We start from the raw sequence: 25,189 nt of genomic DNA, 5'->3' as shown, positions 1-25,189 counted from the left end.
GACTCCTCGTCGCGCCCGAAGGCGCTGAATTGTCACGAATCGTCAGGACGTTATAGCGCTTCTGCCGGTTTCAGGCGCGTCGCGTGGCCGTGACTCGATTGAACCTCTGGCCGCCGAGGCTAGAGGCGCCCTTCCTTCAACTGGCTCGCGAGATGCCGGCAGGCGCGAACGGTCATCGCCATGATGGTCAGGGTCGTCCCAGCGACGCCGCTGCCGGCGAAGGCGCTGGCGTCTGTGACCAGAAGATTGGGAACATCCCAGCTCCGGTTCAAGCCATCGAGGACAGAGTTGGTGCGGGTGCTGCCCATCCGCGCACCGCCGGTCTCGTGGATGGCCGCGCCCATCGCGATCGTCCGGCGGAAAAGCGCTCGGAAGGCCGTGCGGCTGAACCAATCCGCATCGGGATAGGCGCCGCGGCCCTTCTCATTGAGCCCGAGAGGCGAGCCGACAAATTCGACCTCGCAGCCGGCGCCCTCGACGGTTTCTTCGAGCGCTGCCATGGCCTGCCTGGCTGTCTGCGCATCCATGGCGCCCATCTTGCAGCGGATATGCGGGATCGGGATGCCCCAGCGATCCTTCCGGCGCGGATCGAGCGTGATGCGGTTGTCGGCATCCGGCTCCATCGCGCTGAAGCCGAAGAAGCTGAACCGCGAGGGACGCGAGGCCGGCGACTGGTTCCGGCCAACGGTTCCCTGGAAGGCGAAGTCGCCGGTTCCAGAAGCGCCATCCGGGCCGATGAAGCGCGGCAGGAAGATGCCGCCCGACGGCCGGTAGAAAGGGTCCGCCGGCGCGGTATCGGCCGTCGAGGCGCCGCGCGTCGCGGGGAAGACGCCGGCAGCGACGACCGGTATCTGGTCCATGAAATAGCGTCCGAGCGTGCCGGAGCTATTGGCGAGCCCGGTCGGGTGGTGCGGCGATGCCGAGTTCAGCAGCAGCCGGACGCTTTCGATCGGCGAGGCGCAGACGACGACCGAACGTGCGCGCAGTGTTTCGACCTGTCCGGTGCGGGCGTTGATGACCTCGGCGCCGACGGCCCTCACGCCGCTGTCGTCCGTGAGGACCTTGCTGGCGATGGTGTCGTAGCGGATGGCGAGCCGCCCGCTCGCGAGCGCATCGCGCATAGGCTTCAGCACGCGCGTCGGCTCGGGACCGAGATAGCGCCATGTGACGACCCGGCGCTCCGGCCATCGTGTCTCGACCGCCTGCTTGAACAGGCGTTCGGCCTCGGTCAGTTCGGACCGGTGTGCATAGATGCTGTCCGGCATGGTCGGTGCGCCTTCGACCTGGCCATAGAGCTCCAGCACGCGCTCGACCTCCTCATAGAAGGGCTCCAGCTCCCGGTAGTCGATGGGCCAGTCGACCCCCTTGCCAGTACGGCTCTGCATCTTGAAATCGTCATCTGTCCAGCGCACCAGCACGCGGCCAAACGTATGGGTCCGGCCCCCGGCCTGCCGCCCCCGGATCCAGAGAAACGGTGCGTCGGGCGGCGTCGAATAGGGATTTTGCCGGTCGCTGACGAAGAGGCGCCGCATCCGTCCGTCGAAGAAGGCGGCTCGGGCCTGGATCGCTTGGCCGAGCGCCGTCGCCTTGGCCCGCTGCCAGAGATTGATTTCCGTCTGGCGGGGATTCTTCGTTGCATCGAAATGGCCCGGCCCGATTTCCGGTCCCGCCTCAAGCTGCACGACTCTGAGACCCTGCGCGGTCAGTTCGCGCGCGGCAAACGACCCTGCGGCACCCGATCCGATGACCAGCGCATCGAACACCATCTCAGTCATCGCAGACTTGCTCCATCAGGAAGGGCGGCCCGGTTTGTGAACCTCCGGGCAACAAAGGCGGGAATCTGCGCCGGGTGCAGCGCTTTCGCTAGGCGAACTGCCCAACGATCGCGCACAAATCCGGCTTGCGTACAAAAAGAGCATATGCAATGGATTAGCGAATGGCAATCGATTGCCAGAAGAATCCGGTCCCCGTGCAAGAAGCCAGCGCGACGGCCGCAGGACCAGACGTGCCTTACCCATCCCGCATTCGAGAAAGAGGTATCATGTCCTTAAAACGCTTAGTCCGTGCGGCAGCCTTCTTCACGGCAACGGCCCTGACCGCATCGCTCGGCCTAGCCGCCGGGGCGTCGGCAGCGGCGATCGGTGACGCACCGGCAACGGGCGCGCTGCAGATCTGGATCGGTGGTGCCGAAGGCGACAAGCTTCCGGCCTTCCTCGCCGATTTCGAGAAGGCCAATCCCGACCTCAAGGTCCAGATCACGCAGATCCCATCGGAGCAGTTTGACGCCAAACTGCTGACGGCCATCGCCGCCGGCACGGTGCCCGACATCGTGCGTCTTTATTCGCAGAGCCAAGCGAGCCTCATGGCCACCGACGCCTTCGCGCCGGTCCCCGAGGGGCTGGTCAAGGCCGACGACTTCTTCGCCAGCGCCTATGAGACGAATGTGCGGGACGGCGTCGCCTATGGCGTGCCGTGGGACGCCTATGCCACGATGTTCCAGTATCGCAAGGATCTCGCGGAAAAGGCCGGTCTCTCCGCGCCGAAGACCTGGGAGGAGCTGAAGACCTTCGCCAAGGCCATGAAGGACCAGGGCGCGACATGGGGCTTTTCCGCCGATGTCGGCTACGACATCTACAACGCGCAAGGCCTCAACGAATTTGCCTATCAAGCCGGCGGTGGCTTCCTGAGCGCCGACAGGAAGCAGTGGACCATCAATTCCGAGGCCAACATCAAGGCGCTCGAATTCTGGGGCTCGCTGTTCACGGAGGGCCTCGCTTCGCCGGACGGCCCGAAGTTCCTCGACACGGTGCCGTGGTTCACCTCGGGCGAGATCGCCAGCAAGGATATCGGACCCTGGTTCGAGGGGTGGCTGGTACAGGCCAACGGCCAGGATTGGGTCACCGCGAAGCTCGCAACCGCGCCGATGCCGGCCGGTCCCGCCGGCAGTTTCTCGGCACTTGGCTCGGGTAGCCTCGCGGTGCTCAAGGATGGAAAGAATCCCGACGCCGCCTGGAAGCTCGTCCGCTACCTGACGCAGCCGGACACCCAGCTCGCCTGGTACAAGGCTTTCGGCAGCCTGCCTGCGGTGAAGGCTGCGTGGAATGATCCGGCGATCGCCGGCAACCCGCTACTGGACGCCGAGCGTCAGGCCCTGCAGACCGCTGTCGACATTCCCCAGGTCACGACCTGGAATCAGGTCGGCACCTATATGGGCCAGCAGATGGAACTCGTCGCCCGGGGCCAGGCAACGGCCAAGCAGGTGCTGGATGACGTCCAGGCCTTTGCCGAGTCGGCTGGCCTCGGAAAATAGCCGACCTTCGGCGGAGCCGGGGACAGTCCCGGCTCCGAGCCCCGCCTTCGCGTTCGAGGCGACAGAAGCGGCCATACGCCGGCGATCGCCATTCCGCTCACCGTGGAGACTTTGCCTTGAGCCACGTGGATATCAGGCACCGCCAGCCGTCAGGATGGCGATCCGCGACGGCCTGGATTTTCGTCGCGCCCTTCCTCGTGATCTTCTTCGTCTTCACGGCGATTCCGGCGCTGATCGCGCTCATCTACAGCTTCACCGATATCGGCGTCGCCGATATCCGGCACCCGCTCCAGGTGCACTTCACCTTCCTCGATACCTTTGCCCGCGTCCTGACCAATGCCGGCTTCCTGAAGTCGCTGGTCACGACCGGGATATTTGTCGTTGTCGGCGTGCCGCTGACGATGGCGATCGGTCTCGCGCTGGCGCTGGCGCTTAACAGCGGCATCAAGAGGCTGCGGGCCACCTATCGCGCGGCGTTCTATCTGCCTGTCATCACCAACATCGTCGCCGCCGCTGTCATCTGGCAGTACGCGTTCACGCTGCGGGGTCCGGTAAACACCTTTCTCGCCGAGCTTGGCCTGCAAGGACCGAACTGGCTCGGCAATCCGAACATGGCGATCACAACGGTCATCCTGCTGACGACTTGGCGCAATGTCGGCACCTGCATGGTGCTGTTCCTCGCCGGGCTGCAGGGCATTCCCGCCGATGTCCACGAAGCCGCGGCAATCGACGGCGCCTCGGCGCCCAGGCGCTTCCTCCACATCACGCTGCCGCTCCTGAAGCCCGCGACGCTCCTGGTGACGGTGCTGATGACGGTTTCCTACATGAACATCTTCGATGAGCCCTATCTGCTCACCAAGGGTGGTCCTCTCGGCGCGACGCGGTCAGTCGCGCTCTGGGTCTATGAGCAGTTCGGTCATGGCAACATCGCTTCTGCGATGGCCGGCTCCTATGTGATGCTGGTCATCGTCGCCGTCCTCGGCATTTTGCAACTGCGCATGTTGAGGGCTGCTTCATGATGAGCGAGGGAACCTCCCGCGGCACAGTCGCTCTCTACGCGACCCTCACGCTTGTGGCGGGGCTGATGCTGCTGCCCTTCGCCTGGGTGTTCTTCGGAGCCTTCAAGTCGCAGGCGGAGATTCTCGCCGCGCCTGGCGCCTGGCTGCCGCGCAGTTTCACCGACTTCAGCAACTTCGTTGAGCTGTTCGCGCGTCGGCAGTTTGGCACCTATCTCGGCAATTCGCTCGTCGTCTCCGGTCTCACCGTCGTCTCTAACGTCTTCTTCTCGTCGCTCGCGGGCTATGCGCTGGCCAAGATCCCGTTCAGGGGCAGCCGGTTCGTCTTCGGCTGCATCATTGCGGCGATGATGATCCCTTATATCGCGCTGTTCGTGCCGTCGTTCTTCATCATCGTGCAGATGGGGCTCCTGAACACGCTCACCGGCATCTTCCTGCCGATCGCCGTCATGCCGATCGGCGTCTTCATCATGCGCCAGTTCGCCCTTTCAGTGCCGAACGAACTGCTGGAGGCCGCGCGCCTCGACGGCGCGGGAGAGTTCCGTATCTTCTTCAGCATCTTCCTGCCTCTGGTGGGGCCCGCCATCGCAACGGTTGCGATCATCACCTTCCTGAACTCCTGGAACTACTTCCTCTGGCCGCTGATCGTGGCGCAGAACCAGGACACGTTCACGCTACCCGTCGGTCTCGCCGTCGCCTCGCAGGGCGCGAAGTCGACCGAATACGGCCTGCTGCTCTCCGGCGCGATCATCGTGCTGCTGCCGGTGCTCATCCTCTTCGTCTTCCTGCAGCGCTACTTCGTTCGCGGCATCGCCGCCACCGGGCTGAAATAGCCCTCCGCCCCAAAAGAGGAAAAACTCCCATGACGACCCTGTTCGCAACCGACATGATCACCTTCTACCAGCCGGCCTTCTGGGGCCTCGACACGACGGATGAGCTCAACGCCTTCGCCTCGTCGAAGCCGGACGCGTTCTGGGACAAGGTGATGGCGGCCCTGTCGGAGGCGGGCGTGAGCGGTATCGAGCTGACATTCGGACCGGGCAGCATCGACAATGTCCTGAAGGCGTTCGGCAGCGCCAAGGCGTTCGGCAGCACGCTCGAAGCACGCGGGCTTACCGTCGTCAGCGCCTTCATGGCGGATGCTCCGGCCTGGTCGGAGAACGCCGACCTGCCCGCGATCATCGCCGATGCCGAGCGCCGGGCAGCGTTTCTCGCTGAAGCCGGCGGCGAGATTCTCGTCACGGGTCTGCCGATGCGCCGGACCGTCGGCGTGCGGCCGCCGCTCTTCATCGATGTGGCTTTCATGAGCCATGCTGCCGGCATTGCCCATGCCATCGGCGAGGCCGTCGCGGCGGAAGGCATCAAGCTCGCGGTCCACACCGAGTCGAATAGCGCGCTCTGGTATGAGCGCGACATCGACCTCTTCATGGCGTTCACCGATCCGCGCTATGTTGGGCTCTGCCCGGATAGCTGTCACATCACGCTTGGCGGCGGCGACCCGGTTCGCACCGCACGGCGCTACAATCAGCGCATTATCCTCGCGCACTGGAAGGACGCCGTCGGTGAGATCACCGAGAATCTGGTGATCGACGACACGATCTTCACGCAGCAGCAGCGCTTCATGGTCGATTTCGGCGCCGGCGTGGTCGACTGGAACGGCTGGTCGGAGGCGATGCTCGCGACGCCGGGCTGCGAAACCGTGCTGCTTGAGCTGGACGCTGCGCCGGATCCCGTTGCGGCGCTCAGGGCCGGGCGGGCCGTGGTCGAGCGCGCGCGGTCATGATCGATTTCAGCGTCTGCATCGAACTCGCCTTCGGGGAGGGGGATCGCCCCTTCCCGGACCGTGTCAGGGCGGCTGTCGATGCGGGATTTCCGGCCGTGGAGATCTGGGACTGGCGCGACAAGCCGCTTGACGCGCTGGCGGCGGCGCTCGATGCGACGGGTGCGCGGCTGCTGACGCTCTGCGCCGAGGATTGGCGGAATAAATGCCAGCTCGCAGACCGCCAATCGCATGCCGAATTCGTCCGGCGCGTCCGCGACACGGCCCATATTGCTGTCGATCTCCGTGCGCCGAAGGTCGTCGTCCTCGCTGGCGATGTTGTCGCGGGTGAGGACATCGCCGAGCAGCGCGCCATCGCCGCCGAAGCGCTCGCGCAAGCATCGGATGAAATTGCTACGCTACCGGTCGAACTCCTGGTCGAGGTGGTCAATCGCGAATTCGAGGGGCCGAACGCTCTGCTGCCGGACACGGCGAGCGCGCTCGGGCTGGTGCGTGCGCTGGATCGGCCGAATGTGCGTCTGCTGTACGACCGCTATCATGCCATCCTGAACGGCGAGCCGCTCGGATGGGCAATCGCGGGCGATGTCGAGCGCATCGGCCATGTCCAGGCAGCCGACGTCCCGGGGCGCCACGAATTTGGCACAGGAACAGAGGATTGGGTCGGCGAACTTCGCTGGCTTATCAATGCTGGCTACGACGGCCATGTCGGGATTGAGGCAATGCCGCTTGGCGAGAGCGACCTGCTCTATCGGGGCGCGCAATCCTTGCTGAGACAGGCTCTTGCCTCGGGCTGAGACCGGTCATGACGCAATGACCGACCTCCGATATTGTCGGAGCTGGAGCCAGTCCGGCTCGCGATGAAGGGCGCTCTGGGCCCTAGCTGCCCCTCGGCAGCGCATAGGCGATGATGGCATCGCCCGCCTTGGTGCCAGTCGAACCGTGGCCGCCGGCGACGACGACAAGATATTGCCGGCCATCGGCGCCTTGATAGGTCGAAGGCGTCGCCTGACCACCGGCTGGCAGCCGGGCGCGCCAGAGCTCCTCGCCGGTCTTCAGGTCATAGCCGCGCACATAATAGTCGAGGGTGCCGCTGAGGAATGCCAATCCACCCTTCGTAATGATCGGGCCACCGATGCCGGGCACTCCCATCTTGAACGGTAATGGGATCGGGGAGAGATCACGCACAGTACCGTTGACATGCTTGTAGACCGTCTTGCCTGTCGTCAGGTCGACCCCCGCGACATAGCCCCAGGGCGGTGCTTGGCACGGCAGCCCGATCGGCGAGAGAAAGGCGCCCATCTTGGAGGCGTAAGGCGCGCCGAAATTCTCGTTGAACACGTCCTCGCCGGCTTTGGTGACGACGCGGTCCGTCGTGTTGGGGCGCGGCACCATCTGTGAGGTGAAGGCGAGATAGACCGGCATCGCGAACAGCACCTGCCGGTTCGGGTCGACGGCAACCGCACCCCAATTGAAGGCGCCGAAATTGCCGGGATAGATGATCGAGCCCTTCTCCGTCGGCGGTGTGAACCGACCCTTATAGTCGAGCGAGTGGTAGGCGATCCGGCAGGCAAGTGCGTCGAGAGGCGTCGCCCCCCACATGTCCTTTTCCTGCAGCGGCTCTGGCTTGAACGAAATCTTGGAAACAGGCTGTGTCGGCGCCGTCGTATCCCCCTTGACGGCGCCGGTCGGCGCTGGCTCCTCGGTTACCGGCAGGACTGGCTCGCCCGTTTCGCGATTCAGCACAAAGATCTCGCCCTGCTTGGTCGGTGCGACGAGCGCCGGAACGTCTTTTCCGTCGATGGTCAGGTCGACGAGGCTCGGCTGCGCGGGAACATCCATGTCCCAGAGGTCGTGATGAACGGTCTGGAATACCCAGGCCGGCTTGCCGGTGTTCACGTCGAGCGCCAGGATCGAGGAGGAATACTTCTCGACGCTGGCGCTACGCCCGGCGCCATATTGGTCGGGCGACTCGTTGCCCATCGGAAGATAGATCAGCCCGAGCTTCGGATCATAGCTCGACACGCTCCAGGAGTTTGGCGCGTTCGCGGAATAGGTCTGGCCGTTGGCAATTGGCGCCGTCGCGTCCGGGTTCTTTGAATCGAAGTTCCAGATGAGATCGCCCGTATTGACGTCATAGGCGCGGATGACGCCCGAAGGCGAAGTCGTGGAGACGTTGTCGTTCACCGTACCGCCGACAATGACCAGCTTATCGGTCACGACTGGAGGCGAGGTCGAATAGACCGAACCGGGCGTTACGTTCGGCATGTTCGCCCATAGATTGATCGTGCCACTCTCTCCGCCGAAACCGGGGCAGATCTTGCCAGTCTCGGCGCTCAGCGCGATCAGGCGGCCGTCCGAAGTCGGCGCGAATAGGCGCTTCACACAGGTCGGATCGATGGCTACCGGCGCTGATGCCGGCTTGCGCGTGACGACCGGATTGGGAGTCTCTGCAGACGCTTGGCCGGTGACGACATTCTGCGGCAAGCCAGCCGCCTCGGTAGTAACCTCGGCGGCGCTCCTGGCGACCCGCTGGGCATCGGTGAGCTGCTCAGCCGCCGCAGCGGACGGTTGAACCGGAGCAGCCGCAGCCGCCGCAGCACTGCCGTCGTAATAGGAAACGCCGCGGCAGGTGAGATGCTGGGTTGTCTGCTTGAGCGTTTGCTTCAGCTGTGGGTCGAACCGCCACTTCTCCTTGCCCGACACGGCGTCGAGCGCGATGACCAAGCTGTGCGGCGTGCAGATATAGACGGTGCCATCGATCATCAGCGGTGTGACTTCATACGTCGCCTCGCCGGGATCCTCAGGGCCGCGGACATCGCCAGTGTGGTAGGTCCAGGCGACCGCTAGCTTGTCGACATTGGCGGGTGTGATCTGGTCGAGCGGCGAATAGCGGCGCCCCGCTTCGGTGCGTCCATAGGCGTGCCACTCGCCATCCGGGACGCCGCTTTCGACCGGCCGCGTCGCGGCCATCGCTTCATCCGAGAAGGCGCCCGGCTGGTCATGAGGGCTTTGGAACATCGAATAGCCGGCGACGACGACTGCCACCAGGATCGACAAGGTGAGCACGCCGCTCGATGAGCCATAACGCGCCCGGCCAACGCCGTTCTGATGGAGCGACCAAACCATCGGCGGCATCAGCAGGAGGACGCCGATCGCCACCAGCAGGCTGCCGCGCGACGAGAGCGCCCACCAATCGAAGCCGACCTCATAGATGGCCCAGGCCAGGGTCAGCAGCAGTGTTAGGCCATAAAGCGCCAGCCCCTCGGATCGTCGATTGAACAGCATCAGCGCCGATGCCAGGACGAGCGCGCCGAGCAGGATGAAGAACCACGAGCCGCCGAGGGCGGCGAGCCAGATGCCGCCGAGAAGCAGCGCCAGCCCCAGAATAGCGGTCAGGAGCGATAGGAAGATGCGATACATGATGAGCGTGCCATTCATTTCGGGCCGCAGGCAATACGCCTGATCGCGTCGCCTGAAGGCGAGCGCAGGCGCGAAAGCAGACCCGCAATCTGGCAACGTCACCGCTCAGCCGAAGTTCCTCGCGGCGGAGCCTCATCGAGCCGCCGCATGGCCGACCCGGCCGATCCACTCACTTTTGGAACGGAAAGATCAGCTTCCAATCCGTCTTCATATCGACGACCAGCCACCCCCGCTTCGGCGCCTCGTCGAGGGCTTTGTCGAGGCGGCATGGGATATGGACAGTGGAGTATATCAGCGTTCCGTTGCCGCGGAAACACGGCGATGGTCTTGCGGCCGGCTTGATCTTGGCCGTGCCATCGACATAACGCCAGATCAAATAGAACTTCTGGCCGCCCATGCTGAGCGCCCACAGAAGTACTTATGCCGACACGGATGTTCACCCTCGCGGAATCTGTAGCCAACTTGTTGTCGCTGAATACCGGCCAGCGTCATTCCAGAATGCTCTAGAAGAGCTTGCCGCGCGCGGATACCGGCAAGATCGCCTCGACCTGACCGCCGCGCACGGCGACATACCAGTCGTGCAGATTGCAGGTCGGGTCGCAATGGCCCGGCACGAGCCGCAGCCGGTCGCCGACGGAAAGCAGCCCGTCCGGATCGGCAAGGTCGCCATGTTCGTCGGACCAGCGGACATAGCGGACGCCATCACGGCCGAAGACCATCGGCAGGCCGGAGTCGGCCGACTGCGCTTTCAGCCCGGCGTCGCAGACGGCGCGGCTGGGCGCGGGGCATGAGAGGACCGACGTCAGCAGGAACAGGGCATTGCGCCATTCAGCATCGAGCCGGCCGCCGTCCTGGCCGCGAACGCGGCCATAATCGGCATCCATGAAGGCATAGGATCCGCACTGGAGTTCACCATAGAGCCCGGATGCAGCCTCCAGCGGATGGCTGCCAGTGCCTCCGCCGGTCACCAGCGGGACCGGAAGACCGCCAGCCTCGATTCGATCGACCACGGCGCGGGTGATTGCGAGGGAGGCGGCGAAGGCCGTCTCGCGTTCCTCAAAGGTCGGCAGGTGCTGGAGGCGGCCCTGATAGGCCTGAACCCCTTCGAAAGTGAGGCCCGGCGCCGCGGCAATCGCGGCGGCCAGAGCCAGGGCGGCTTCCGGATGCGACACGCCGCAGCGGCCGGCACCGCAGTCAACCTCGACGAAACAGCCGAGCGTCGTACCGTGCCGCGCGGCCGCCGCGGCTAGTTCGGGCACATTGGCGAGATCATCCACGCAGACGGCCACTTTCGCGCCGAGCAGCGGCAGTCGCGCCAGCCGGTCGATCATCACGGGGCTGCGTACCTGATTGGTGAGCAGGATGTCGCGGATACCGCCACGCGCGAAGACTTCGGCTTCACTGACCTTCTGGCAGCAGAGGCCCGAGGCGCCGCCGATCGCCATCTGCATATGGGCGATGTCGACCGACTTGTGCATCTTGCCATGGGCGCGCAGGCGCAGCCCGCGGCTGACGACGAAATCGGCCATCCGTCGCAGATTTGCCTCGAGTGCATCGAGATCGAGAACCAGACACGGCGTCTGGATCTCAGTCTCGTTCATTCCGGGACGGGCAGGGATATCGAAGCCGACTTCGAGGCCGGAAAGATCCTGTGCTGTGGTCATTCGATATCCTGCCTGTCTGGCGCCGGTCAGGCCGCTTCCGGCTGCGGCACCTTCGTATCTGACATGCGGTAGCGGAACTTGGTGTCCGTCAATCCTGCCTGATCCGAAAGCTGGGCGGCCAGCAGTTGGGGGGAAAAGATGTCGATGACGCCCTGCGCGATGAGGTTGCCGGATTTCGGCACGCGAATGACGGTCAGGAGCTCGCCATCGGCGATGTCTTCGGCCGTCGTGACCAGAAGCACCGGGACGCCGATCGTCTGCAGGTGCTTTGCCAATTCGAGCTCGCGGCCGGCGCCGAAGATCACCACGCCGGTCGCGGCGTCCATCGATTCCATCGGTCCGTGCAGGTAGTGCCGCGTGTCATAGGCGGCAGCCGGGATGCGGGAGGCCTCGCGGATCAGAAGCGAGGCACCATCCGCCGTGCCGAGCGAAGCGCCAGCGCCGACGCAATCGATCGCGCGGCGATTTTCGAAAAGCTTGCCCAGCCGCTCCATCTTCGCGCCCGCCGTCGTCAGAACCTCTTCCGCGAGAGCGGGAAGTCCGGCGAAGGCATCTGCCGTACCGGCCAGCTTCTGTGCGACCAGACCCGACGCGAGCAGCGTCGCGGTATAGCCGGTGCTGGACGGGGTCGCGTCCGAGCCGTTTGCGAGGCGTATATGCAGGTGCGCCGCCTTGGCCAGCGGGCTTTCGGGGTCATTGGTAATCGCCAGCCGGCCGGCCGATGGCAGCTTTTCGAGCGCGGCAACGGTCTCGACGCTGCGGCCACGATGCGAAAGGCCGATCAGTGCATCGCAGAGGTCAAATCCGTGGACCATGTCATCCGACCGGATGGCGAAGCCGCGCCGTCCCTTCGACTGCAACTCGGCCGCCACGACGGTTGCGGCCGCGAAGCTGGCGCCGATGCCCGTTACCCCGATGACGGGCCGGTCGAGCTGCGACAGGTCCATGCCGGCGAGTTCGGCGCGCGCGGCTGCATGCGTATCGGCAAGCGCCTGGGGCTGGCGGGCAATGGTGGAACGGTAGCTCATGACAGGTCCTTTCTGGATTACGACAGGGCAGAGGCGGAGCTTGCTCCGTCCGCCGCCGGAATGCGGGTCAGGCTGGCGGCGAGGCGGCAGGCGCCTTCGACCGGATCGCCGGTGAAGAGATGCGCGGCGATACGTCCGCCGGTCGCCTCCGACAGCGCCGCTGCGAAGGCGCGCCATAGCAGCGGCTGTGCGGCGATGACGCTGCCGCCGGCAACCGCGTGCCGGGCGCCGGCACCGCGGGCGTCGAGAAGCGCCGCCATCTCCGCCAGGGCGCGGCCGCCCTCGCGAATGACGGTCGCCGCCAGGGCTGAGCCAGCCTCGGCAGCCTGGAAGATCGCCGTGGCGTGGCGTCCGACCGTGGCGGCCGAGCGGAGTTCGGAGAGCGTGCTGCCGAGGCGGGGCACCGAAGGGACCTGTAGCGTCTCGAAGATCGCCTCGACCAGTGGCTCGCCACGTCCGCCACCGCGATCGAAATGGCGCGCAACCGCGCGCACAGCCTCGCGCACCAGGCCGGAGGCGCTGCCCTCGTCGCCGATGATCCAGCCCCAGCCACCGGCGACCAGCATGCTTTGGGGGGAAGGACGGCATACGGCGATCGAGCCGGTGCCAGCGACGACGCCGATCTGCTCAGCGAAGCCTAGAGCCAGCGGCATCAGTTCGGCATCGTTCACCACCGAGAGCGGCGTCCCGGTGCGCGCGGCGAAAGCGCTACGGAAGGCCTCGCATTCGGCACTGTCGTCGCAGCCATGCGCGCCGATGCCGATGGCAGCGAGCGGCGCGCCCTCGACGAGGTTATCGACCATGGCGAGCAGTGCGCCGGCATCCTGGTCCCAGTTGCGAGTGCGCCATTGCGAGCTCGGGACCAGCAGGTCCCGGTCCGGGCCGCCTGCGAGGGGCTGAGCGCGCAGATGCGTCTTGGTGCCGCCGATGTCGATCCCAACGATCATGGCCGTTTCATTCGCCGACACATTCATCGCTTGCTTCCGCCTTGGCTGCGGATGCGCTCGCCGTCAGGACCGAACAGCAAAGCGTGGCGCGGGTCCGCGGCCACGCGCAGCGAGGGTCCTTCCACAGTTTCGTCGCGGCCGGCGCGCAGCGTCACCGGGGTGCCGTCGGCGAGTACCATATGGACGTAACTTTCGGATCCGAGTTCCTCGACCAAGGTCACCTGGCCCTCCAGCACGATGGAATTCGGCGGTGGCGGCGCGCCTGGCGGTAGTGGGCGCATGCGTTCGGGCCGCAGGCCGATCTCGACCGGACCGGCCAGGCCAGGCGGCGCCGTGAAGGGGAGGGTGGCCTCGCCGGCCCCGCCAACACCGGCAAGGCCAAGCGCATTCGGTCCGGACGACTGCACGCGTGCGGGCAGGAAGTTCATCTTGGGCGAACCGACGAAGCCGGCGACGAAGCGATTGTCGGGATCGTCGTAGAGATCCAGCGGCTTGCCGGCCTGCTGGACGCGCCCGGCATGCATCACCACCATCTTGTCGGCCAGCGTCATGGCCTCGACCTGATCATGGGTGACGTAGATCATCGTGGTTCCGAGCCGGCGATGCAGTTCCATCAGTTCGGCCCGCATCTGCACGCGCAGTTCGGCATCGAGATTCGACAGCGGCTCGTCGAACAGGAACACCCGCGGCTCGCGCACGATGGCACGGCCGATGGCGACCCGTTGCTTCTGGCCGCCGGAAAGCTGGCCCGGCTTCCGCTCGAGAAGCTTGTCCAGCTGGAGAATGGCGGCCGCCTTCTGGACCTTGTCCACGATGACGTCGCGCGCGCGATGCGCCATGCGCAGGCTGAACGAAACGTTCTGGAACGTCGTCATATGCGGGTAGAGAGCATAGGACTGGAACACCATCGCCGTTCCGCGACGGGCCGGCTCGACATCGTTCATCACCTCGCCCTCGATCGAGATTGTTCCCGATGTCACCGTCTCCAGACCGGTGATGATGCGCAGCAAGGTCGACTTTCCGCAGCCCGACGGGCCGACGAAGACGACGAACTCGCCCCGCTCGATGGAGAGGTTCACGTCCTTGAGGACGCCCTGGGCGCCAAAGGACTTTGTGACCGCCGCGATGTCGAGGAATGCCATTATAGTTCTCCGATCAGCCCTTGGTTCCCGACATCGCGATGCCTTCAACGATCTTGCGCTGGAAGATCAGGAAGAAGAGCAGCGGCGGGATCGCGGCCAGAAGATTTGCGGTCATGACCGTATCGACTGTCTGGTGCGACAGCGGCGAGTTGAACAGGCCAACGACCTGGCCGACCGTGTACATCTCGGGGCGAGAGCTGACGATCAGCGGCCACATATAGTTTCCCCAGGTCTGCATGAAGGTCAGGATGGCCAGCGTGACCAGCGCGTTGCTGCAGAGTGGCAGCGCGACATGCCAGTAGACCTGGAAATGGCTGGCCCCATCGAGACGGGCCGCCTCGATCATGTCCATCGGTATCGCGCGCATGAACTGGATCAGCATGAAGAGCCCAAAGGCGGAAGCGACGCCCGGTATCACCAGCCCCTGCATGGTGTTCAGCCAGCCGAGCTGCGAGGTCAGGAGATAGGTCGGGATGATCGTCACCGCCGTTGGCACCATCAGTGACAGCATCACGATGCCGAACAGCAGCTTTCTTCCCGGGAAGTCGAACAACGCGAATTCGAAGGCGGCCAGCGAGCCGATGATCAGCACGCCGGCGATGGTCAGCACCGCATAAAGCAGGGAGATCCCGTAGGCGCGCAGGAAGTCCGTCTCGGTCAGGATCAGCCGGATCTTGTCGATGCCGGCCGGAATCGAGGTGGGCCATAACCGGGGATTGAGCGACACGGGCTCGCCCGGCAGCGCAAAGACGACGTTGACCATCCACCAGATCGGAAACAGCGCGACGGCCGCGATGGACAGCGCCAGAGCCCATTTCAGGATGGTCCAGATAGGGGGGAGCGACATTCCGGTCATTTCCGCCATTTCCAACGGCGCAGCATGAACATGGCCGCGGTGAGAGCGATGATCGCAACGGTCAGGATGAAGCCGTAGGCCGCGGCCTCGCCGAACCGCACGCTGCCGAAGGCGCGGCCCATCATGTCCATGACTGGGAACAGCAGCGCGTTGCGCCGGCCGCCATAGGAGGTGAAGGACGAGCCGGTCAGCAGCCAGGGCTTGTCGAAGACCTGCATGGCCGAGATCAGTCCATAGGTCACGACGAAGAACAGCACCGGACCCAGCATCGGGATCGTGATGTGGACGATCTGCTGCCGCTTGCTGGCGCCATCGAGCCGGGCGGCCTCATAGAGCTCGACCGGGATGTTCTTCAGCCCGGCCAGGATGATGACCATGTTGAAGCCTGCGGAAACCCAGACATCCACGGCCACCAGCGCATAGAGCATCGTGCTGGTATCGTTCAGGAAGTTCACTGAGGGTCTGCCAAACCAGCCGAGGATCATGTTCAGCAGGCCGAAATTCGGGGCATAGATCCAGCGCCAGATGGTTGCGGCGAGGAAGGCCGGCAGAACTACGGGCATGAAATAGGCATTGCGAAAGATGTTGGCCCAGCGCCCGGTAAAGTTGTCGACCAGCAGAGCCAAGCCGAGCGCGACCAAAATGCCGAGTGGCACGGTGATCGCCACATAGGTCATAAGATTACGCATCGCCGTGGCAAAGTCGCGTGATGCGATGATCTTCTGATAGTTGGCTATACCGACGAAGGCCGGTGGCTTGACGCCGTTCCAGTTCTGAAAGCTGTAATAAAGGCCGCTGATGATCGGATAGAGGAAGAACATCGCGAACAGGACGATGAACGGGGCGATCATGAGGTAGTGCGGCAGGTAGCGGCGAAGAGACATGGGCGCTCCGTTTCAGGACTGCGGCCGATCCGGCCGGCCGCAGCGTGTTCGCGAAGGCAGGGAGTGCTGCTCCGGGCGCATTCTCGACGATGCCTTGCATTGCAGTCGAGCTGACATCGAGAGCCGAGCCATAGAGCGGGCGCGGCGATGTGACTGTGCCCTGTTCGGTTCGACAGAGCCGGCGGACGCACCACCATTGGCTGCCCAAGGCGGCAGCTCTGGCGCTATCGCGCGCCAGAAGCCGTTTCGGCCGACCGAGTCTCGCCTGAACTACTGCGCGAGGCAGGCATTCAGCTGGCTGATCATCTCCTTGGCGCCGGCTTCGGGGGTGTATTCCCCATCGGCGGTCGCAGCGGCGATGTCGGTGACAGTCGAATTGTAGCAGCTGGGCACCGAGTCCACGAAGTAGGGCGCCGCGACATCCATCGCGCCATGAGCGGCGTCGACGGAGAGCTTGATCAGCGGCAGGGCTGACACATCGGGCTCAGCCATGGCCGCGGCATTCGCGTTGTAGCGCGACAGCAGCTTGGCCCACCGCGCCATCTGGCTCTTCTCGGTGATGAAGGCTGCAAATTCGAACGCCAGATCCGCATGCGGGCCGGGCGCGACGCCGATCATTTCATAGCTGCGGATGCCGCCCGTCTTGCCGGCGGTGTCGCCGGGGATCAGAACGAAATCGTATTTCAGCCCGCTGGTCTTGGCGGCCTCTTCATAGGTCGGGTTGACCCAAGGGCCGATATTGTGAAAGGCGAGCTGGTTCGAGATGAACAGGTCTTTTGTTGCCTGATCGTTGCGGCTCGTGCTGCTGTTCAGATCCTTCATGTCGACGAACTTCTGCAGCACCGTCGTCATGATCGCCGGATCGATGCGGGTCTTGCGGTTCGCCCAGTCGAAGCCCCAGCTGTCGTTGCCGCCTGAGGTCGCATAGATTTCTGCAACCGAGTTGAAGACCAGCGTGTCATCCGGAATCGCGTAGAGCCCGGCTGCTTTCACCTTCTTCATCTGGTCGAACCATTCGGCCCAGGTTGCCGGCGGCTTCGACGTGTCGATGCCGGCCTTTTCCAGAACGGTGAGATTGCGAAACAGCAGCGACCCGAAGCCTGTATAGGGAAGGCAGTACAGTTCGTCCGGCTTGGGCATGCAGCCCTTCAGCGCTTCGGCATCGAACTGGGCCCGATACTCTTCGGGCATCGCCATCCACTTGGAATAGAGATTGTCGAGCGCGCCGACTTCGACCAGCTGAGCGCCGACCGACTGGGCGTTCATGAACACGTCGGGCAACTGGCCGCTGGCGGCTCCCGCCACTTGGCCAGCGGTCAGATCGTCGTCGCCCTTGCCGACGATGTCGATCTTCACACCGGGATGCTTGGCGCTGAATTCCTTGATGAATTCCTGCTGCAGCGCCAGCGCCTCTCCCTGCGCAAAGTCGGAGTAGACCCAGTATTGCAGCGTCACGTCCTCGGCGGCGGCCGCGCCGGCCGATCCGATCATGCCCAGTGCGACGAGTCCGGCCACGCCGGATCGAAGTTTATTGAGGTTCCTCAATCTTAGCTCCTGCTGGTTCCTGGCGCCTTTGCCAATGGCAAGGTGTTTTTGTGTTAGGCAGGTTAACTAACAAAACTATCGGCTCAACAGTCAAGTGGATTATCGAAGCTGAGCCTCGGATTTCGCGGAGTGGATGGCTCTCAGGCCTCTTCGCCGATCAGAAGGGTCATGGCCGCCTCGATCGCCAGGCGTTCGATCCCCATGACGGTCGCATCAGTGCCGAGGAGCGTGTTGCGGATCTCGACCGGGTAGGACAGGCGATTGGCGGCTTCGCGGACGCCGGGCAGAAGCAGCGGCGATGCCCCGAGACCACCACCCAGCACGACGAGCCCCGGATCGACCACGCTGACGCAGGTGGCGACGACGGCGCCGATGTCCGAAGCGTGCCGCTCGACATGACGGAGAGCGTCGGCGTTGCCGCTCTCCGCCATCGACAGAAGCTCCGCCGTGTCGATCGGCGAAGGGCCGGCAATTTCGGGCCAGTCGGCTCGAACGCGGCCGATGAAGGCTTCCGTTCCCAAGTAGTGCTCGGCTTCTCCCGGCACCGGGCTCGCGCCGGGCGCGAAGGGAAAGCTCAGATGGCCGATCTCGCCCGCGGCACCGTTGCGGCCGCGGATCAGTTGGTCGCCCAGCACCAGCCCCATGCCGATCTTCAGTCCGATCTGGACATAGGCGAAGCCCGAAGCACCCCGTGCCGCGCCGTAGTGCTGCTCGGCGACAGCGGCGCAATTGACGTTGTTCTCGAGAACCAGGGTGACCCCGGGAGGAGGCGTGAATGCGCTAAACACCACCTCTTGCCGTGTTGAGATCACATCGCCGCCCAGGCCGACGACGCGGGTCGGCAGAGCGAGGCCGAGGACGCGCAGCGGCCCCCAACCGGGCAGCGCGGCTGCCCTTGCGGCGGCCACTTCTGCCGCGACGGCGCGGCTGACTTCTTCATTGATGGCGATCTGGCTGGCGGGAAGACGGAGAATGCGGCTCGCGAGCAGCCTTCGGTCGAGCGTTGAAACCCGAACGCGGACATGCGTCGATCCCGCGTCGACGGCGATGACATGTCCTGCACCGCTTCCGACTCGATACTGGGCCGCGCTGCGGCCGAACGATCCCTGGACCGCGCCGATCATCTCGACATAGCGCGGGCGTTCGAGTTCGGCGATCGCCGCCGACATGGTGGGGCGTGACAGATGCAGCGCGTTGCCGATCTGCGGGCGGGTCGAGGGTCCATCCTCGACCAGCCGACGGAAAACCGCGCGTGCACTGCCGGTCAGGGCCGCAGTGGTTCCGTCGGTCTCGATTTGCTCCAAGGGGTCCTCGGTCGGCTGTGGGCGCGCAGATTGTCAGGCGGCTTCGCCATAGTAAAGTCAGCTCTCTTGCGGCCTTGCGGGGCCAGGCGTGCAACTGCTGTGCTTTGGCTATCAAGCAGCCTGACTTTAGCGACGCATCCGACGGCTGACCGGCGGTTCTCGACGAAATCCGCGTCGCTCATGCCTGTTTCGGCGCCCGCTCAGGCTGGCGCTGCGAACAGCGCCAGATAGGCGGCGATCTCCCGCCAATCTCCCTCCGGCACGGACGCCGCCAGATAGCCGTCGGGCCGGACAAGGGTGAGCTGGCCCACTGCCTGCGGGGCGCGAAGCTGGTGCTCCAGCAGAGTGGGGAATTGTGACAGCAGCGATTTGGCGCCTTCGCCGCAGCCGTGAAGACCGAAGCGGGGTGTATCTGTCGCACCATAAGGCGGCTCGCCAGCAACCGGTGATACGCGGGAGCCTGCGCGGTCGCCGCCCGAAGGTCCGTTGAGGATGCTCTTCGGATAGGCGATGGCGAGCTCCGTGATCAGCCCGGCGACGGCGTGCTGCGCGGCCGGCAGGCCAAGGACCCAATGCGCCACGACATTGCGGACATCTTGCAGGGCGTGGCTCTCTATCGTCGCGGCCTTGGTGAGCTTGCCCGATTCGCGGATGACCTCGGCACCGGTTGGCCGGCGTTCGGCATCGTAGCTCTCGAGCAATTCTGGCGCCGTGGAGATGCCCCGGCTGACGAGAGCCAGCTTCCACGCGAGGTTGATCGCGTCCTGCATCCCCGTGTTCATGCCCTGGCCGCCGGCCGGGCTATGCACATGGGCGGCATCGCCGGCGAGGAAGACCCGGCCCGAGCGGTAGGCGCCGACCTGCCGTTCATTGATGCGGAAAGCGCTGGTCCATACCGTGCCGGTCAGCGTGACGCCACCCGGTCCGCGGCGATCGATGACCTTCTGGAAGGCTTCGAGGTCGAGCGGAACGGGCTCGACCGCCGTCGAGCGCCCAAGACTGGTTATGATGCGATAGCGATCCGGCGCCATCGGAAAGAACACCAGCGCGCCCTCGGGATGCAAGAAGATGGCAAGTTCCGACGACGGGATCGGCATGCCGGTCAGGTGGAAATCGCCCTGCGTCCAGTCGAGCCCCAGCGTATCGCCCTGGAATTCGAGGCCGAGCCGATGGCGCACGACGCTGTGCGAGCCATCGCAGGCGACGAGCCAGTCGAAGCGTTCCGTGGTCTCCGTCCCGTCCGCGGCGCGCATCGTCGCGGTGACGCCGTCGAGATCCTGCTGGATCTCGGTCAACTCCGTGGAGAATTGTGGCTCGACGTCACGCAACTTGAGATGCCGGCGGAGCACGCCTTCCGTTTCGTATTGCGGCGTCATCAGCGCAAAGGGAAAAGGCGAGACGATATCGTTGAGCCGGATTTGGCCGATCTGGCTCTTGCCGGAAAAGATATTGGCTGCGACCACGCGGTTGCCGACCGCAATCAGGTCCGTCGTCACGCCGGAACGATCGAACAGTTCGAGCGTCCGCGGCCAGATGGCGACCGCGCGCGAGGTGTCGGAGGGCCCGGCGATCTTGTCGATGACGCGAACCGGGACGCCATAACGCGAAAGTTCGAGTGCCATCGTAAGCCCCACCGGGCCGGCACCGGCTATCAGAACGCGATCCGTCATTTTCGACTCCCCTCGAGTTCTTGTTCGACCAGCTTCGGCCCCTACCGCCGTACATCTGCGTCGATCCATGGTGCGACGTTCGCCTCGTCCCGCCAACTGGGGATCCGCAGGAGCGGATACCGTCCGTTTTGCATTGACGACTATTGTTCATCTTCGAACAGCGACAGCTCCGCCGTCGGTTGCGGCATGCCGTGTCCTGCCTCCCGCCGGTCAGGCTAAGCGTCAGTCCGTCATGCCGATGAGTCGTTCAGATCGTCCCGGCAGCGGCGGCGATCTCGTTTGCGAAGTCCCGATAGCAGCGGAGGGGACGGCCGAGCAATGCGGTCAAGCGCTCGGCGTCGCCCGTCTCGGGCAGCATGCCATCGGTCAGGAAGCGCTCACTCATCAGGCGCATGTCGAAGGCCATCCAACCCGGCATGAAGGCCCGCAGGCTCTGCTCGAAGCCGGCGGTATCGTCGCCGCCATAGATGACCTTGCGATCCAGCACGTCCGACCATATGGCGGCGATGCTGGCGCCTGTCAGCGTCTCAGGGCCGACGAGATTGATCCGCTCGATAGGAAGGCTCTCAGCGCTCGTTTCGCGGCGCATAAGCTCGATCGCGGCGATTTCGCCGATGTCGCGGCTATCGATCATTGCGAGGCCCTTGCCGCCCACCGGCATGGGATAGACGCCATGACCGAGCACGACGTCGGTGATCGTCAGGTCATTGTTGATGAAATAGGCCGGACGCAGGATCGTGGCCTCGAAGCCCATCCGCTCGATCATCCGCTCCACGCCGAATTTGCCGGCAAAGTGGGGCACATTCACATAGAGATCGCTGTGGATCACCGACAGGTAGACGAGCTTGTTGACGCTGGCGGCGCGGGCCACATTGAGCGCAATCAGCGCTTGGGTGAATTCATCCGGTGACACGGCATTGAGCAGGAAGAGCGTGGAAACGCCTTCCATGGCGTTCCGCACGGCATCAACGTCAAGGAAGTCGCCCTGAACGACGGTAACGCCTTCCGGAAAGTTCGCCTTGGCAGGATCACGAACCAGGGCGCGTATATCGGCGCCCCGCTTGCTGAGCTGTTCGACGACTTGGCGGCCGACAGTGCCGTTGGCACCGGTAACGAGGATGGTCATCTGAATCTCTCCGGGTTCGATAGAAGACGCCCTGAATTTAATGGTCCACGTCCAGTGCAATAGACCGTATATCTGGACCCATCGTCTCACAGGTGGAACGAATGGATCTTCTTGCGCTCGCCGACTTCAATCTGGTCGCTCGTCATGGCGGCTTCGGAAAGGCCGCCCGCGCTGCCGGTCGGCCCAAGGCAACCCTGTCCCGCCGCGTGAGCGAGCTGGAGGCGAGCCTGGAGCTTCGGCTGTTCGAGCGGGGCGGCAGGCTGCTCAAGCTGACCGAGGAAGGACGCGCGCTCTTTGAGCGTACCGGGCAATTGCTCACCGAACTGGACGAGACGGCCGCGGCCATCGCGTCAGGGGGCGGCAGTCCTCGTGGCCGGTTGCGCATCAGCTCGCCGCTCTTGTTCTCGCAAACGGCGATGGGGAGGTTGGCGGCGGAATTCGGGATGAAATATCCTGAAGTGCACCTCGAAGTGACGACGGAAGACCGGGAGGTCGACATGGTCGAAGAGGCCTATGACCTCGTCATCCGAGTCAATCCGAAACCCAATGAAACTTTGGTCGGTCGAGCTTTTCTTCGCGACAGTTTGGTGGTTGTCGCCAGTCCGAACCTACCTCGTCCGATGGAGGGCGTGCCTGTCCCGGCAGTTGTGCGCGTGACCAGCGACCGGGCCACCGCCTGGCAGACCAAGTCGTCCAACGGAGGCGTCAGTATCGCGGTCGATCCAATTCTGCATCTGTCTTCGATGATCATGGTCCGCGATGCCGTTCGTACCGGCATCGGCGCGGCGCGCCTGCCCATATCGCTCGTCAGCCACGATCTGGCTGCTGGCCGGCTGGTGCATTGGGGTGATGTCGAGGCTCCTGAGATCACCTTGTGGACGCTCTATCCGTCGCGCCGGTTGTTAAGCGCGCGCGTGGCCGCTTTCCTCGATCACTTGAAGCAGGCCTTTCCCAAGGGGACGCCGGACGAATTGGCGGCCTATGTCGACCATTAGCGGATCCAAAGGCGCGACGAGCCAACGTAATAGGCGGATGACATGGCCGAGCGGTCACTGCATGACTGCAATGACCGCTTCGACACGGGAACGAGGAGAGGTCCTGGCTTGCCCGCTTAGCTGCGAGGCGGCAAGAACTCGCTATGGAACCGCGCCGCGTTGGACAGCATGATGCTGCGTCGCTCGGCCATGACTTCGGGCGCGCCGATTAGGATGATCAATAGAGTTAGAAGGGCTCAAAGGCCGCTTCGGAGATCTTGCCTTGTCTCGAAATGCTTGAAAGAAATCAATTTTTGTTCTTCTTCATCCCATAGGGCAAGGTTGGCGCATCGAAAGCTCTCGCGGAAGGTCAGTCGGCCGATACCGGCAAGTTCCGGATGGTCGGCCATCACCTCGCTCAGGCGATAGAACGGAATCCGGCTGGAGAGGTGATGCACATGATGCACGCCGATATTGCCGGTGAACCAGGCCAGCGCCGAGGGAAGTTCGTAGTGCGAGCTGCCCTGCAGCGCGGCTTCCTGGAAGTCCCAGCCCGTCGCATGCACCCAGCGCGTGTCCTCGAACTGGTGCTGGACATAGAAGAACCACATGGCGATCGACGCGGCGATGAGGATCACCGGTCCTTGTATGAGGACGAAGGGACCAAGACCAACCAGCCAGATCAGGCCAAGCACAAGGGCGGCGATCGCCGCATTGGTGCCCATGGTGCTGATCCATGGCGCCTTGCCGGCCCGCATCAACCCGACCGGCAAACGGTAGTGCAGCAGGAAGAGATAGGCCGGGACAAGGCCGAAGATCACCAGCGGATGCCGGTAGATCCGGTAGCGCCGCCGTGCACCTGGAGTTAGCGCAGCATATTCGGCGACCGTGAGCGTTTCGATGTCGCCGATGCCGCGCTTGTCGAGATTTCCGACCGCCGCGTGATGCACGGCGTGCGTTCGCCGCCAGAAGCCATAGGGCGTGAGCGTCACCACGCCGATGCTGCGGCCGACCCAGTCATTCGCCGCGCGATTAGCAAACAGCGCGCCATGGCCGCAATCATGCTGGAGCATGAAGAGGCGCATGAGGAAGGCCGCGGCAGGCACCGCCAGCAAAAGGCTTAGCCAATAGCTGACGGAGAGCAGCGACCACATCAGCGCCCAGAGCAGCACCAGCGGGACAGCGGTTATCGATAGCTCGAACAGGCTGCGGCGGAGCGAGGGGGCGCGATAGCGGGCAAGTTCGCCCGCCGAGATCATTGTGGCCGTATGGTTCGCCGACATGGTCCGGACCTGTTGTGGCAAGGGTTCAGATGCGCACGCCGCCGAACAGCCAGACCAGGATCAGGATGATCAGGACAATGCCAAGGACGCCGCCCAGCCCGCGCCCACCATAGCGGCTGTAGCCGTAATATCCTCCGCCGCCGCCAAAGATGACGATCAGCACTATGACCAGCAGGATCAGAGACATATCAAGCCCTCCTTGGGCGCCATTCCGCGCGGGACTTCCCAGGAATGGAGGCAGCGGACCCATCGCCTCTCGAAGCCGAAGCGAAGCAGGGGGGCGGCGCATCGGTGCCACCCCACGGTCATATTCAGGGCTTGGCGATATGCCACTCGCCCTCGACGCCTTCGCCCGAGATGTCCCCGGGCTTCATGTCGACGCGGTATGTGTAGAGAGGCCTGCCTTTGTAGGCCCATTGCATCGAACCATTGGCGCGCTTCACCAGCGTCCAGGCGTCCGACGGCTTCTGGCCTTTCGTCGCCATGAGCGGCGGCCAGACCGCGGCGCAGAGCAGGGTGCATTCCGACCTGCCCATGTGGTCCTTGTCGAAGGTGTAGAGCGTCATGCCCTTTGGATCGGCCAGGACACGGCCATTCTGCGTCTTCACGATCTTGACCGGCTCGACGGTCTTCGCTTCCGCGGAAGAAAGGCCCGCGATGGCGACCATCAACACGGCGAGAGCATTCATTCTCAACATGGTGTTCCTTGTCCATCGCCGCCTTTACCAGGCGCTAGCGTCGATGCCATCGAGTGCGGGCGATACTAAACCAACGGGCTCCCGGAGATGTTCGTTCCGACATCCGCGAAAGAATTGGAGCACATGTGAGATCAATTCGGCGGGGCAGTTTTCCGCAGCGACTTGCAACGCCCGCCGGTCCATCGCAATCGCCCACTCCCATGGGCCGCCAGGCTCAACGCTCTCACTCGAGCACCCGGAGAGACGCAGCACCCAGAACCCGGACATTGCGATGAGAATTGCAGCGGTCATGCCGTGACAATGACAGCCGCGGACGGGACAAGACGTGATAACGTCTTGCATGATGGCCCGATCCCAGGATCGGGCGCCGAGAATTGCCGAGCTATGGCTTCGCTTCGCGAGCCTCCGGCCCCTGAGGGCCTAAGCATGTCACACTCCATTCCAGACCATATTGAAGCGGCCAGCACGCTCGCAGTCATCGCGTCTTCGAACGAACCGCTTCTGTTCCTTGACGCCGCTTTGCGGGTGATCGCATCGAGCAC

The 25,189-nt window shown here is 64.2% G+C and carries 22 protein-coding genes and 1 pseudogene; 7 read left to right on the top strand and 16 right to left on the bottom strand.

The window, feature by feature from the left end; all coding sequences use genetic code 11:
• Positions 1 to 119: 119 nt before the first annotated feature.
• Positions 120 to 1,775 (bottom strand): GMC oxidoreductase, encoded by a 1,656-nt coding sequence (locus tag BUB39_RS09550; protein WP_073052931.1) that lies wholly within the window; start codon positions 1,773 to 1,775, stop codon positions 120 to 122.
• A gap of 266 nt (positions 1,776 to 2,041) precedes the next feature.
• Between BUB39_RS09550 and BUB39_RS09545 the strand changes: the two genes are divergently transcribed.
• The 5 genes from BUB39_RS09545 (at position 2,042) to BUB39_RS09525 (ending at position 6,900) form a co-directional block, all read left to right on the top strand.
• Positions 2,042 to 3,310 (top strand): extracellular solute-binding protein, encoded by a 1,269-nt coding sequence (locus BUB39_RS09545; RefSeq protein WP_175561809.1) that lies wholly within the window; start codon positions 2,042 to 2,044, stop codon positions 3,308 to 3,310.
• Positions 3,311 to 3,435: 125 nt separating this feature from the next.
• Positions 3,436 to 4,329 (top strand): carbohydrate ABC transporter permease, encoded by an 894-nt coding sequence (locus tag BUB39_RS09540; protein WP_073052930.1) that lies wholly within the window; start codon positions 3,436 to 3,438, stop codon positions 4,327 to 4,329.
• Positions 4,326 to 5,159 carry a carbohydrate ABC transporter permease gene (locus BUB39_RS09535; RefSeq protein WP_210187057.1) on the top strand — a complete coding sequence of 278 codons (834 nt, stop codon included), beginning with the start codon at positions 4,326 to 4,328 and terminating at the stop codon, positions 5,157 to 5,159. Before BUB39_RS09540 ends, BUB39_RS09535 begins: the two co-directional genes overlap by 4 nt.
• A gap of 29 nt (positions 5,160 to 5,188) precedes the next feature.
• Entirely contained in the window at positions 5,189 to 6,109 is a 921-nt protein-coding gene (locus BUB39_RS09530; protein WP_073052929.1) for a sugar phosphate isomerase/epimerase family protein, read from the top strand.
• A complete protein-coding gene (locus BUB39_RS09525; RefSeq protein WP_073052928.1) occupies positions 6,106 to 6,900 on the top strand; it encodes a TIM barrel protein in 795 nt (264 codons plus the stop codon). Before BUB39_RS09530 ends, BUB39_RS09525 begins: the two co-directional genes overlap by 4 nt.
• A gap of 82 nt (positions 6,901 to 6,982) precedes the next feature.
• On the opposite strand, the gene BUB39_RS09520 is transcribed toward BUB39_RS09525, so the two are convergent.
• From BUB39_RS09520 to BUB39_RS09465, 12 genes are all read right to left on the bottom strand, one after another.
• A complete protein-coding gene (locus BUB39_RS09520) occupies positions 6,983 to 9,544 on the bottom strand; it encodes a membrane-bound PQQ-dependent dehydrogenase, glucose/quinate/shikimate family (RefSeq protein WP_084527205.1) in 2,562 nt (853 codons plus the stop codon).
• Between the two features lie 151 nt (positions 9,545 to 9,695).
• Positions 9,696 to 9,923 carry a hypothetical protein gene (locus BUB39_RS09515; RefSeq protein WP_073052927.1) on the bottom strand — a complete coding sequence of 76 codons (228 nt, stop codon included), beginning with the start codon at positions 9,921 to 9,923 and terminating at the stop codon, positions 9,696 to 9,698.
• 106 nt (positions 9,924 to 10,029) lie between these two features.
• Positions 10,030 to 11,190, bottom strand: a complete 1,161-nt coding sequence (locus tag BUB39_RS09510) for a DSD1 family PLP-dependent enzyme (protein WP_073052926.1) — start codon at positions 11,188 to 11,190, stop codon at positions 10,030 to 10,032.
• Positions 11,191 to 11,216: 26 nt separating this feature from the next.
• A complete protein-coding gene (locus tag BUB39_RS09505; RefSeq protein WP_073052925.1) occupies positions 11,217 to 12,218 on the bottom strand; it encodes an SIS domain-containing protein in 1,002 nt (333 codons plus the stop codon).
• A 17-nt stretch (positions 12,219 to 12,235) separates the two neighbouring features.
• A complete protein-coding gene (locus BUB39_RS09500; RefSeq protein WP_244540212.1) occupies positions 12,236 to 13,165 on the bottom strand; it encodes an N-acetylglucosamine kinase in 930 nt (309 codons plus the stop codon).
• Positions 13,166 to 13,188: 23 nt separating this feature from the next.
• Positions 13,189 to 14,307, bottom strand: a complete 1,119-nt coding sequence (locus BUB39_RS09495; RefSeq protein ID WP_073052923.1) for an ABC transporter ATP-binding protein — start codon at positions 14,305 to 14,307, stop codon at positions 13,189 to 13,191.
• Between the two features lie 13 nt (positions 14,308 to 14,320).
• Complete coding sequence (locus BUB39_RS09490) at positions 14,321 to 15,154, bottom strand: carbohydrate ABC transporter permease (protein ID WP_244540211.1); 834 nt, start codon at positions 15,152 to 15,154, stop codon at positions 14,321 to 14,323.
• A gap of 5 nt (positions 15,155 to 15,159) precedes the next feature.
• Positions 15,160 to 16,047 carry a carbohydrate ABC transporter permease gene (locus BUB39_RS09485; protein ID WP_073052921.1) on the bottom strand — a complete coding sequence of 296 codons (888 nt, stop codon included), beginning with the start codon at positions 16,045 to 16,047 and terminating at the stop codon, positions 15,160 to 15,162.
• Between the two features lie 270 nt (positions 16,048 to 16,317).
• Positions 16,318 to 17,562: an ABC transporter substrate-binding protein gene (locus tag BUB39_RS09480; RefSeq protein ID WP_244540210.1), complete on the bottom strand. Its 1,245-nt coding sequence runs from the start codon at positions 17,560 to 17,562 to the stop codon at positions 16,318 to 16,320.
• Positions 17,563 to 17,732: 170 nt separating this feature from the next.
• Positions 17,733 to 18,896 (bottom strand): ROK family protein, encoded by a 1,164-nt coding sequence (locus BUB39_RS09475; RefSeq protein ID WP_244540209.1) that lies wholly within the window; start codon positions 18,894 to 18,896, stop codon positions 17,733 to 17,735.
• Between the two features lie 200 nt (positions 18,897 to 19,096).
• Positions 19,097 to 20,566, bottom strand: coding sequence for an FAD-dependent monooxygenase (locus BUB39_RS09470; RefSeq protein WP_073052920.1), 1,470 nt, complete (start codon positions 20,564 to 20,566; stop codon positions 19,097 to 19,099).
• A gap of 247 nt (positions 20,567 to 20,813) precedes the next feature.
• Positions 20,814 to 21,692 (bottom strand): SDR family oxidoreductase, encoded by an 879-nt coding sequence (locus BUB39_RS09465; protein ID WP_073052919.1) that lies wholly within the window; start codon positions 21,690 to 21,692, stop codon positions 20,814 to 20,816.
• Positions 21,693 to 21,793: 101 nt separating this feature from the next.
• On the opposite strand from BUB39_RS09465, the gene BUB39_RS09460 reads away from it, so the two are divergent.
• A complete protein-coding gene (locus BUB39_RS09460) occupies positions 21,794 to 22,687 on the top strand; it encodes a LysR family transcriptional regulator (protein WP_073052918.1) in 894 nt (297 codons plus the stop codon).
• Between the two features lie 236 nt (positions 22,688 to 22,923).
• Here the strand turns inward: BUB39_RS09460 and BUB39_RS09455 are convergent, their stop codons facing one another.
• The 3 genes from BUB39_RS09455 to BUB39_RS09445 all read right to left on the bottom strand — a co-directional run bounded on the left by BUB39_RS09455 (position 22,924) and on the right by BUB39_RS09445 (position 24,647).
• Positions 22,924 to 23,949 (bottom strand): fatty acid desaturase, encoded by a 1,026-nt coding sequence (locus BUB39_RS09455; protein ID WP_073052917.1) that lies wholly within the window; start codon positions 23,947 to 23,949, stop codon positions 22,924 to 22,926.
• Positions 23,950 to 23,974: 25 nt separating this feature from the next.
• Positions 23,975 to 24,136: a DUF3309 family protein gene (locus BUB39_RS09450; RefSeq protein WP_073052916.1), complete on the bottom strand. Its 162-nt coding sequence runs from the start codon at positions 24,134 to 24,136 to the stop codon at positions 23,975 to 23,977.
• Between the two features lie 124 nt (positions 24,137 to 24,260).
• Positions 24,261 to 24,647: a COG4315 family predicted lipoprotein gene (locus BUB39_RS09445; RefSeq protein ID WP_084527203.1), complete on the bottom strand. Its 387-nt coding sequence runs from the start codon at positions 24,645 to 24,647 to the stop codon at positions 24,261 to 24,263.
• Between the two features lie 426 nt (positions 24,648 to 25,073).
• Between BUB39_RS09445 and BUB39_RS25755 the strand changes: the two are divergent.
• Positions 25,074 to 25,189, top strand: a pseudogene (locus BUB39_RS25755) (histidine kinase); the annotation flags it as partial.

The sequence above is a fragment of the Kaistia soli DSM 19436 genome (genome assembly GCF_900129325.1).
Taxonomy (GTDB): Bacteria; Pseudomonadota; Alphaproteobacteria; order Rhizobiales; family Kaistiaceae; genus Kaistia; species Kaistia soli.
This window is presented reverse-complemented; position numbering and strand designations above follow the sequence as displayed.

Coding starts and splice junctions, on each gene's coding strand:
- BUB39_RS09550 (WP_073052931.1), bottom strand. CDS start 1,775: ATGACTGAGATGGTGTTCGATGCGCTGGTCATCGGATCGGGTGCCGCA.
- BUB39_RS09545 (WP_175561809.1), top strand. CDS start 2,042: ATGTCCTTAAAACGCTTAGTCCGTGCGGCAGCCTTCTTCACGGCAACG.
- BUB39_RS09535 (WP_210187057.1), top strand. CDS start 4,326: ATGATGAGCGAGGGAACCTCCCGCGGCACAGTCGCTCTCTACGCGACC.
- BUB39_RS09530 (WP_073052929.1), top strand. CDS start 5,189: ATGACGACCCTGTTCGCAACCGACATGATCACCTTCTACCAGCCGGCC.
- BUB39_RS09525 (WP_073052928.1), top strand. CDS start 6,106: ATGATCGATTTCAGCGTCTGCATCGAACTCGCCTTCGGGGAGGGGGAT.
- BUB39_RS09520 (WP_084527205.1), bottom strand. CDS start 9,544: ATGAATGGCACGCTCATCATGTATCGCATCTTCCTATCGCTCCTGACC.
- BUB39_RS09515 (WP_073052927.1), bottom strand. CDS start 9,923: ATGGGCGGCCAGAAGTTCTATTTGATCTGGCGTTATGTCGATGGCACG.
- BUB39_RS09510 (WP_073052926.1), bottom strand. CDS start 11,190: ATGACCACAGCACAGGATCTTTCCGGCCTCGAAGTCGGCTTCGATATC.
- BUB39_RS09505 (WP_073052925.1), bottom strand. CDS start 12,218: ATGAGCTACCGTTCCACCATTGCCCGCCAGCCCCAGGCGCTTGCCGAT.
- BUB39_RS09500 (WP_244540212.1), bottom strand. CDS start 13,165: ATGATCGTTGGGATCGACATCGGCGGCACCAAGACGCATCTGCGCGCT.
- BUB39_RS09495 (WP_073052923.1), bottom strand. CDS start 14,307: ATGGCATTCCTCGACATCGCGGCGGTCACAAAGTCCTTTGGCGCCCAG.
- BUB39_RS09490 (WP_244540211.1), bottom strand. CDS start 15,154: ATGTCGCTCCCCCCTATCTGGACCATCCTGAAATGGGCTCTGGCGCTG.
- BUB39_RS09485 (WP_073052921.1), bottom strand. CDS start 16,047: ATGTCTCTTCGCCGCTACCTGCCGCACTACCTCATGATCGCCCCGTTC.
- BUB39_RS09470 (WP_073052920.1), bottom strand. CDS start 20,566: ATGACGGATCGCGTTCTGATAGCCGGTGCCGGCCCGGTGGGGCTTACG.
- BUB39_RS09465 (WP_073052919.1), bottom strand. CDS start 21,692: ATGACCATCCTCGTTACCGGTGCCAACGGCACTGTCGGCCGCCAAGTC.
- BUB39_RS09460 (WP_073052918.1), top strand. CDS start 21,794: ATGGATCTTCTTGCGCTCGCCGACTTCAATCTGGTCGCTCGTCATGGC.
- BUB39_RS09455 (WP_073052917.1), bottom strand. CDS start 23,949: ATGTCGGCGAACCATACGGCCACAATGATCTCGGCGGGCGAACTTGCC.
- BUB39_RS09450 (WP_073052916.1), bottom strand. CDS start 24,136: ATGTCTCTGATCCTGCTGGTCATAGTGCTGATCGTCATCTTTGGCGGC.
- BUB39_RS09445 (WP_084527203.1), bottom strand. CDS start 24,647: ATGTTGAGAATGAATGCTCTCGCCGTGTTGATGGTCGCCATCGCGGGC.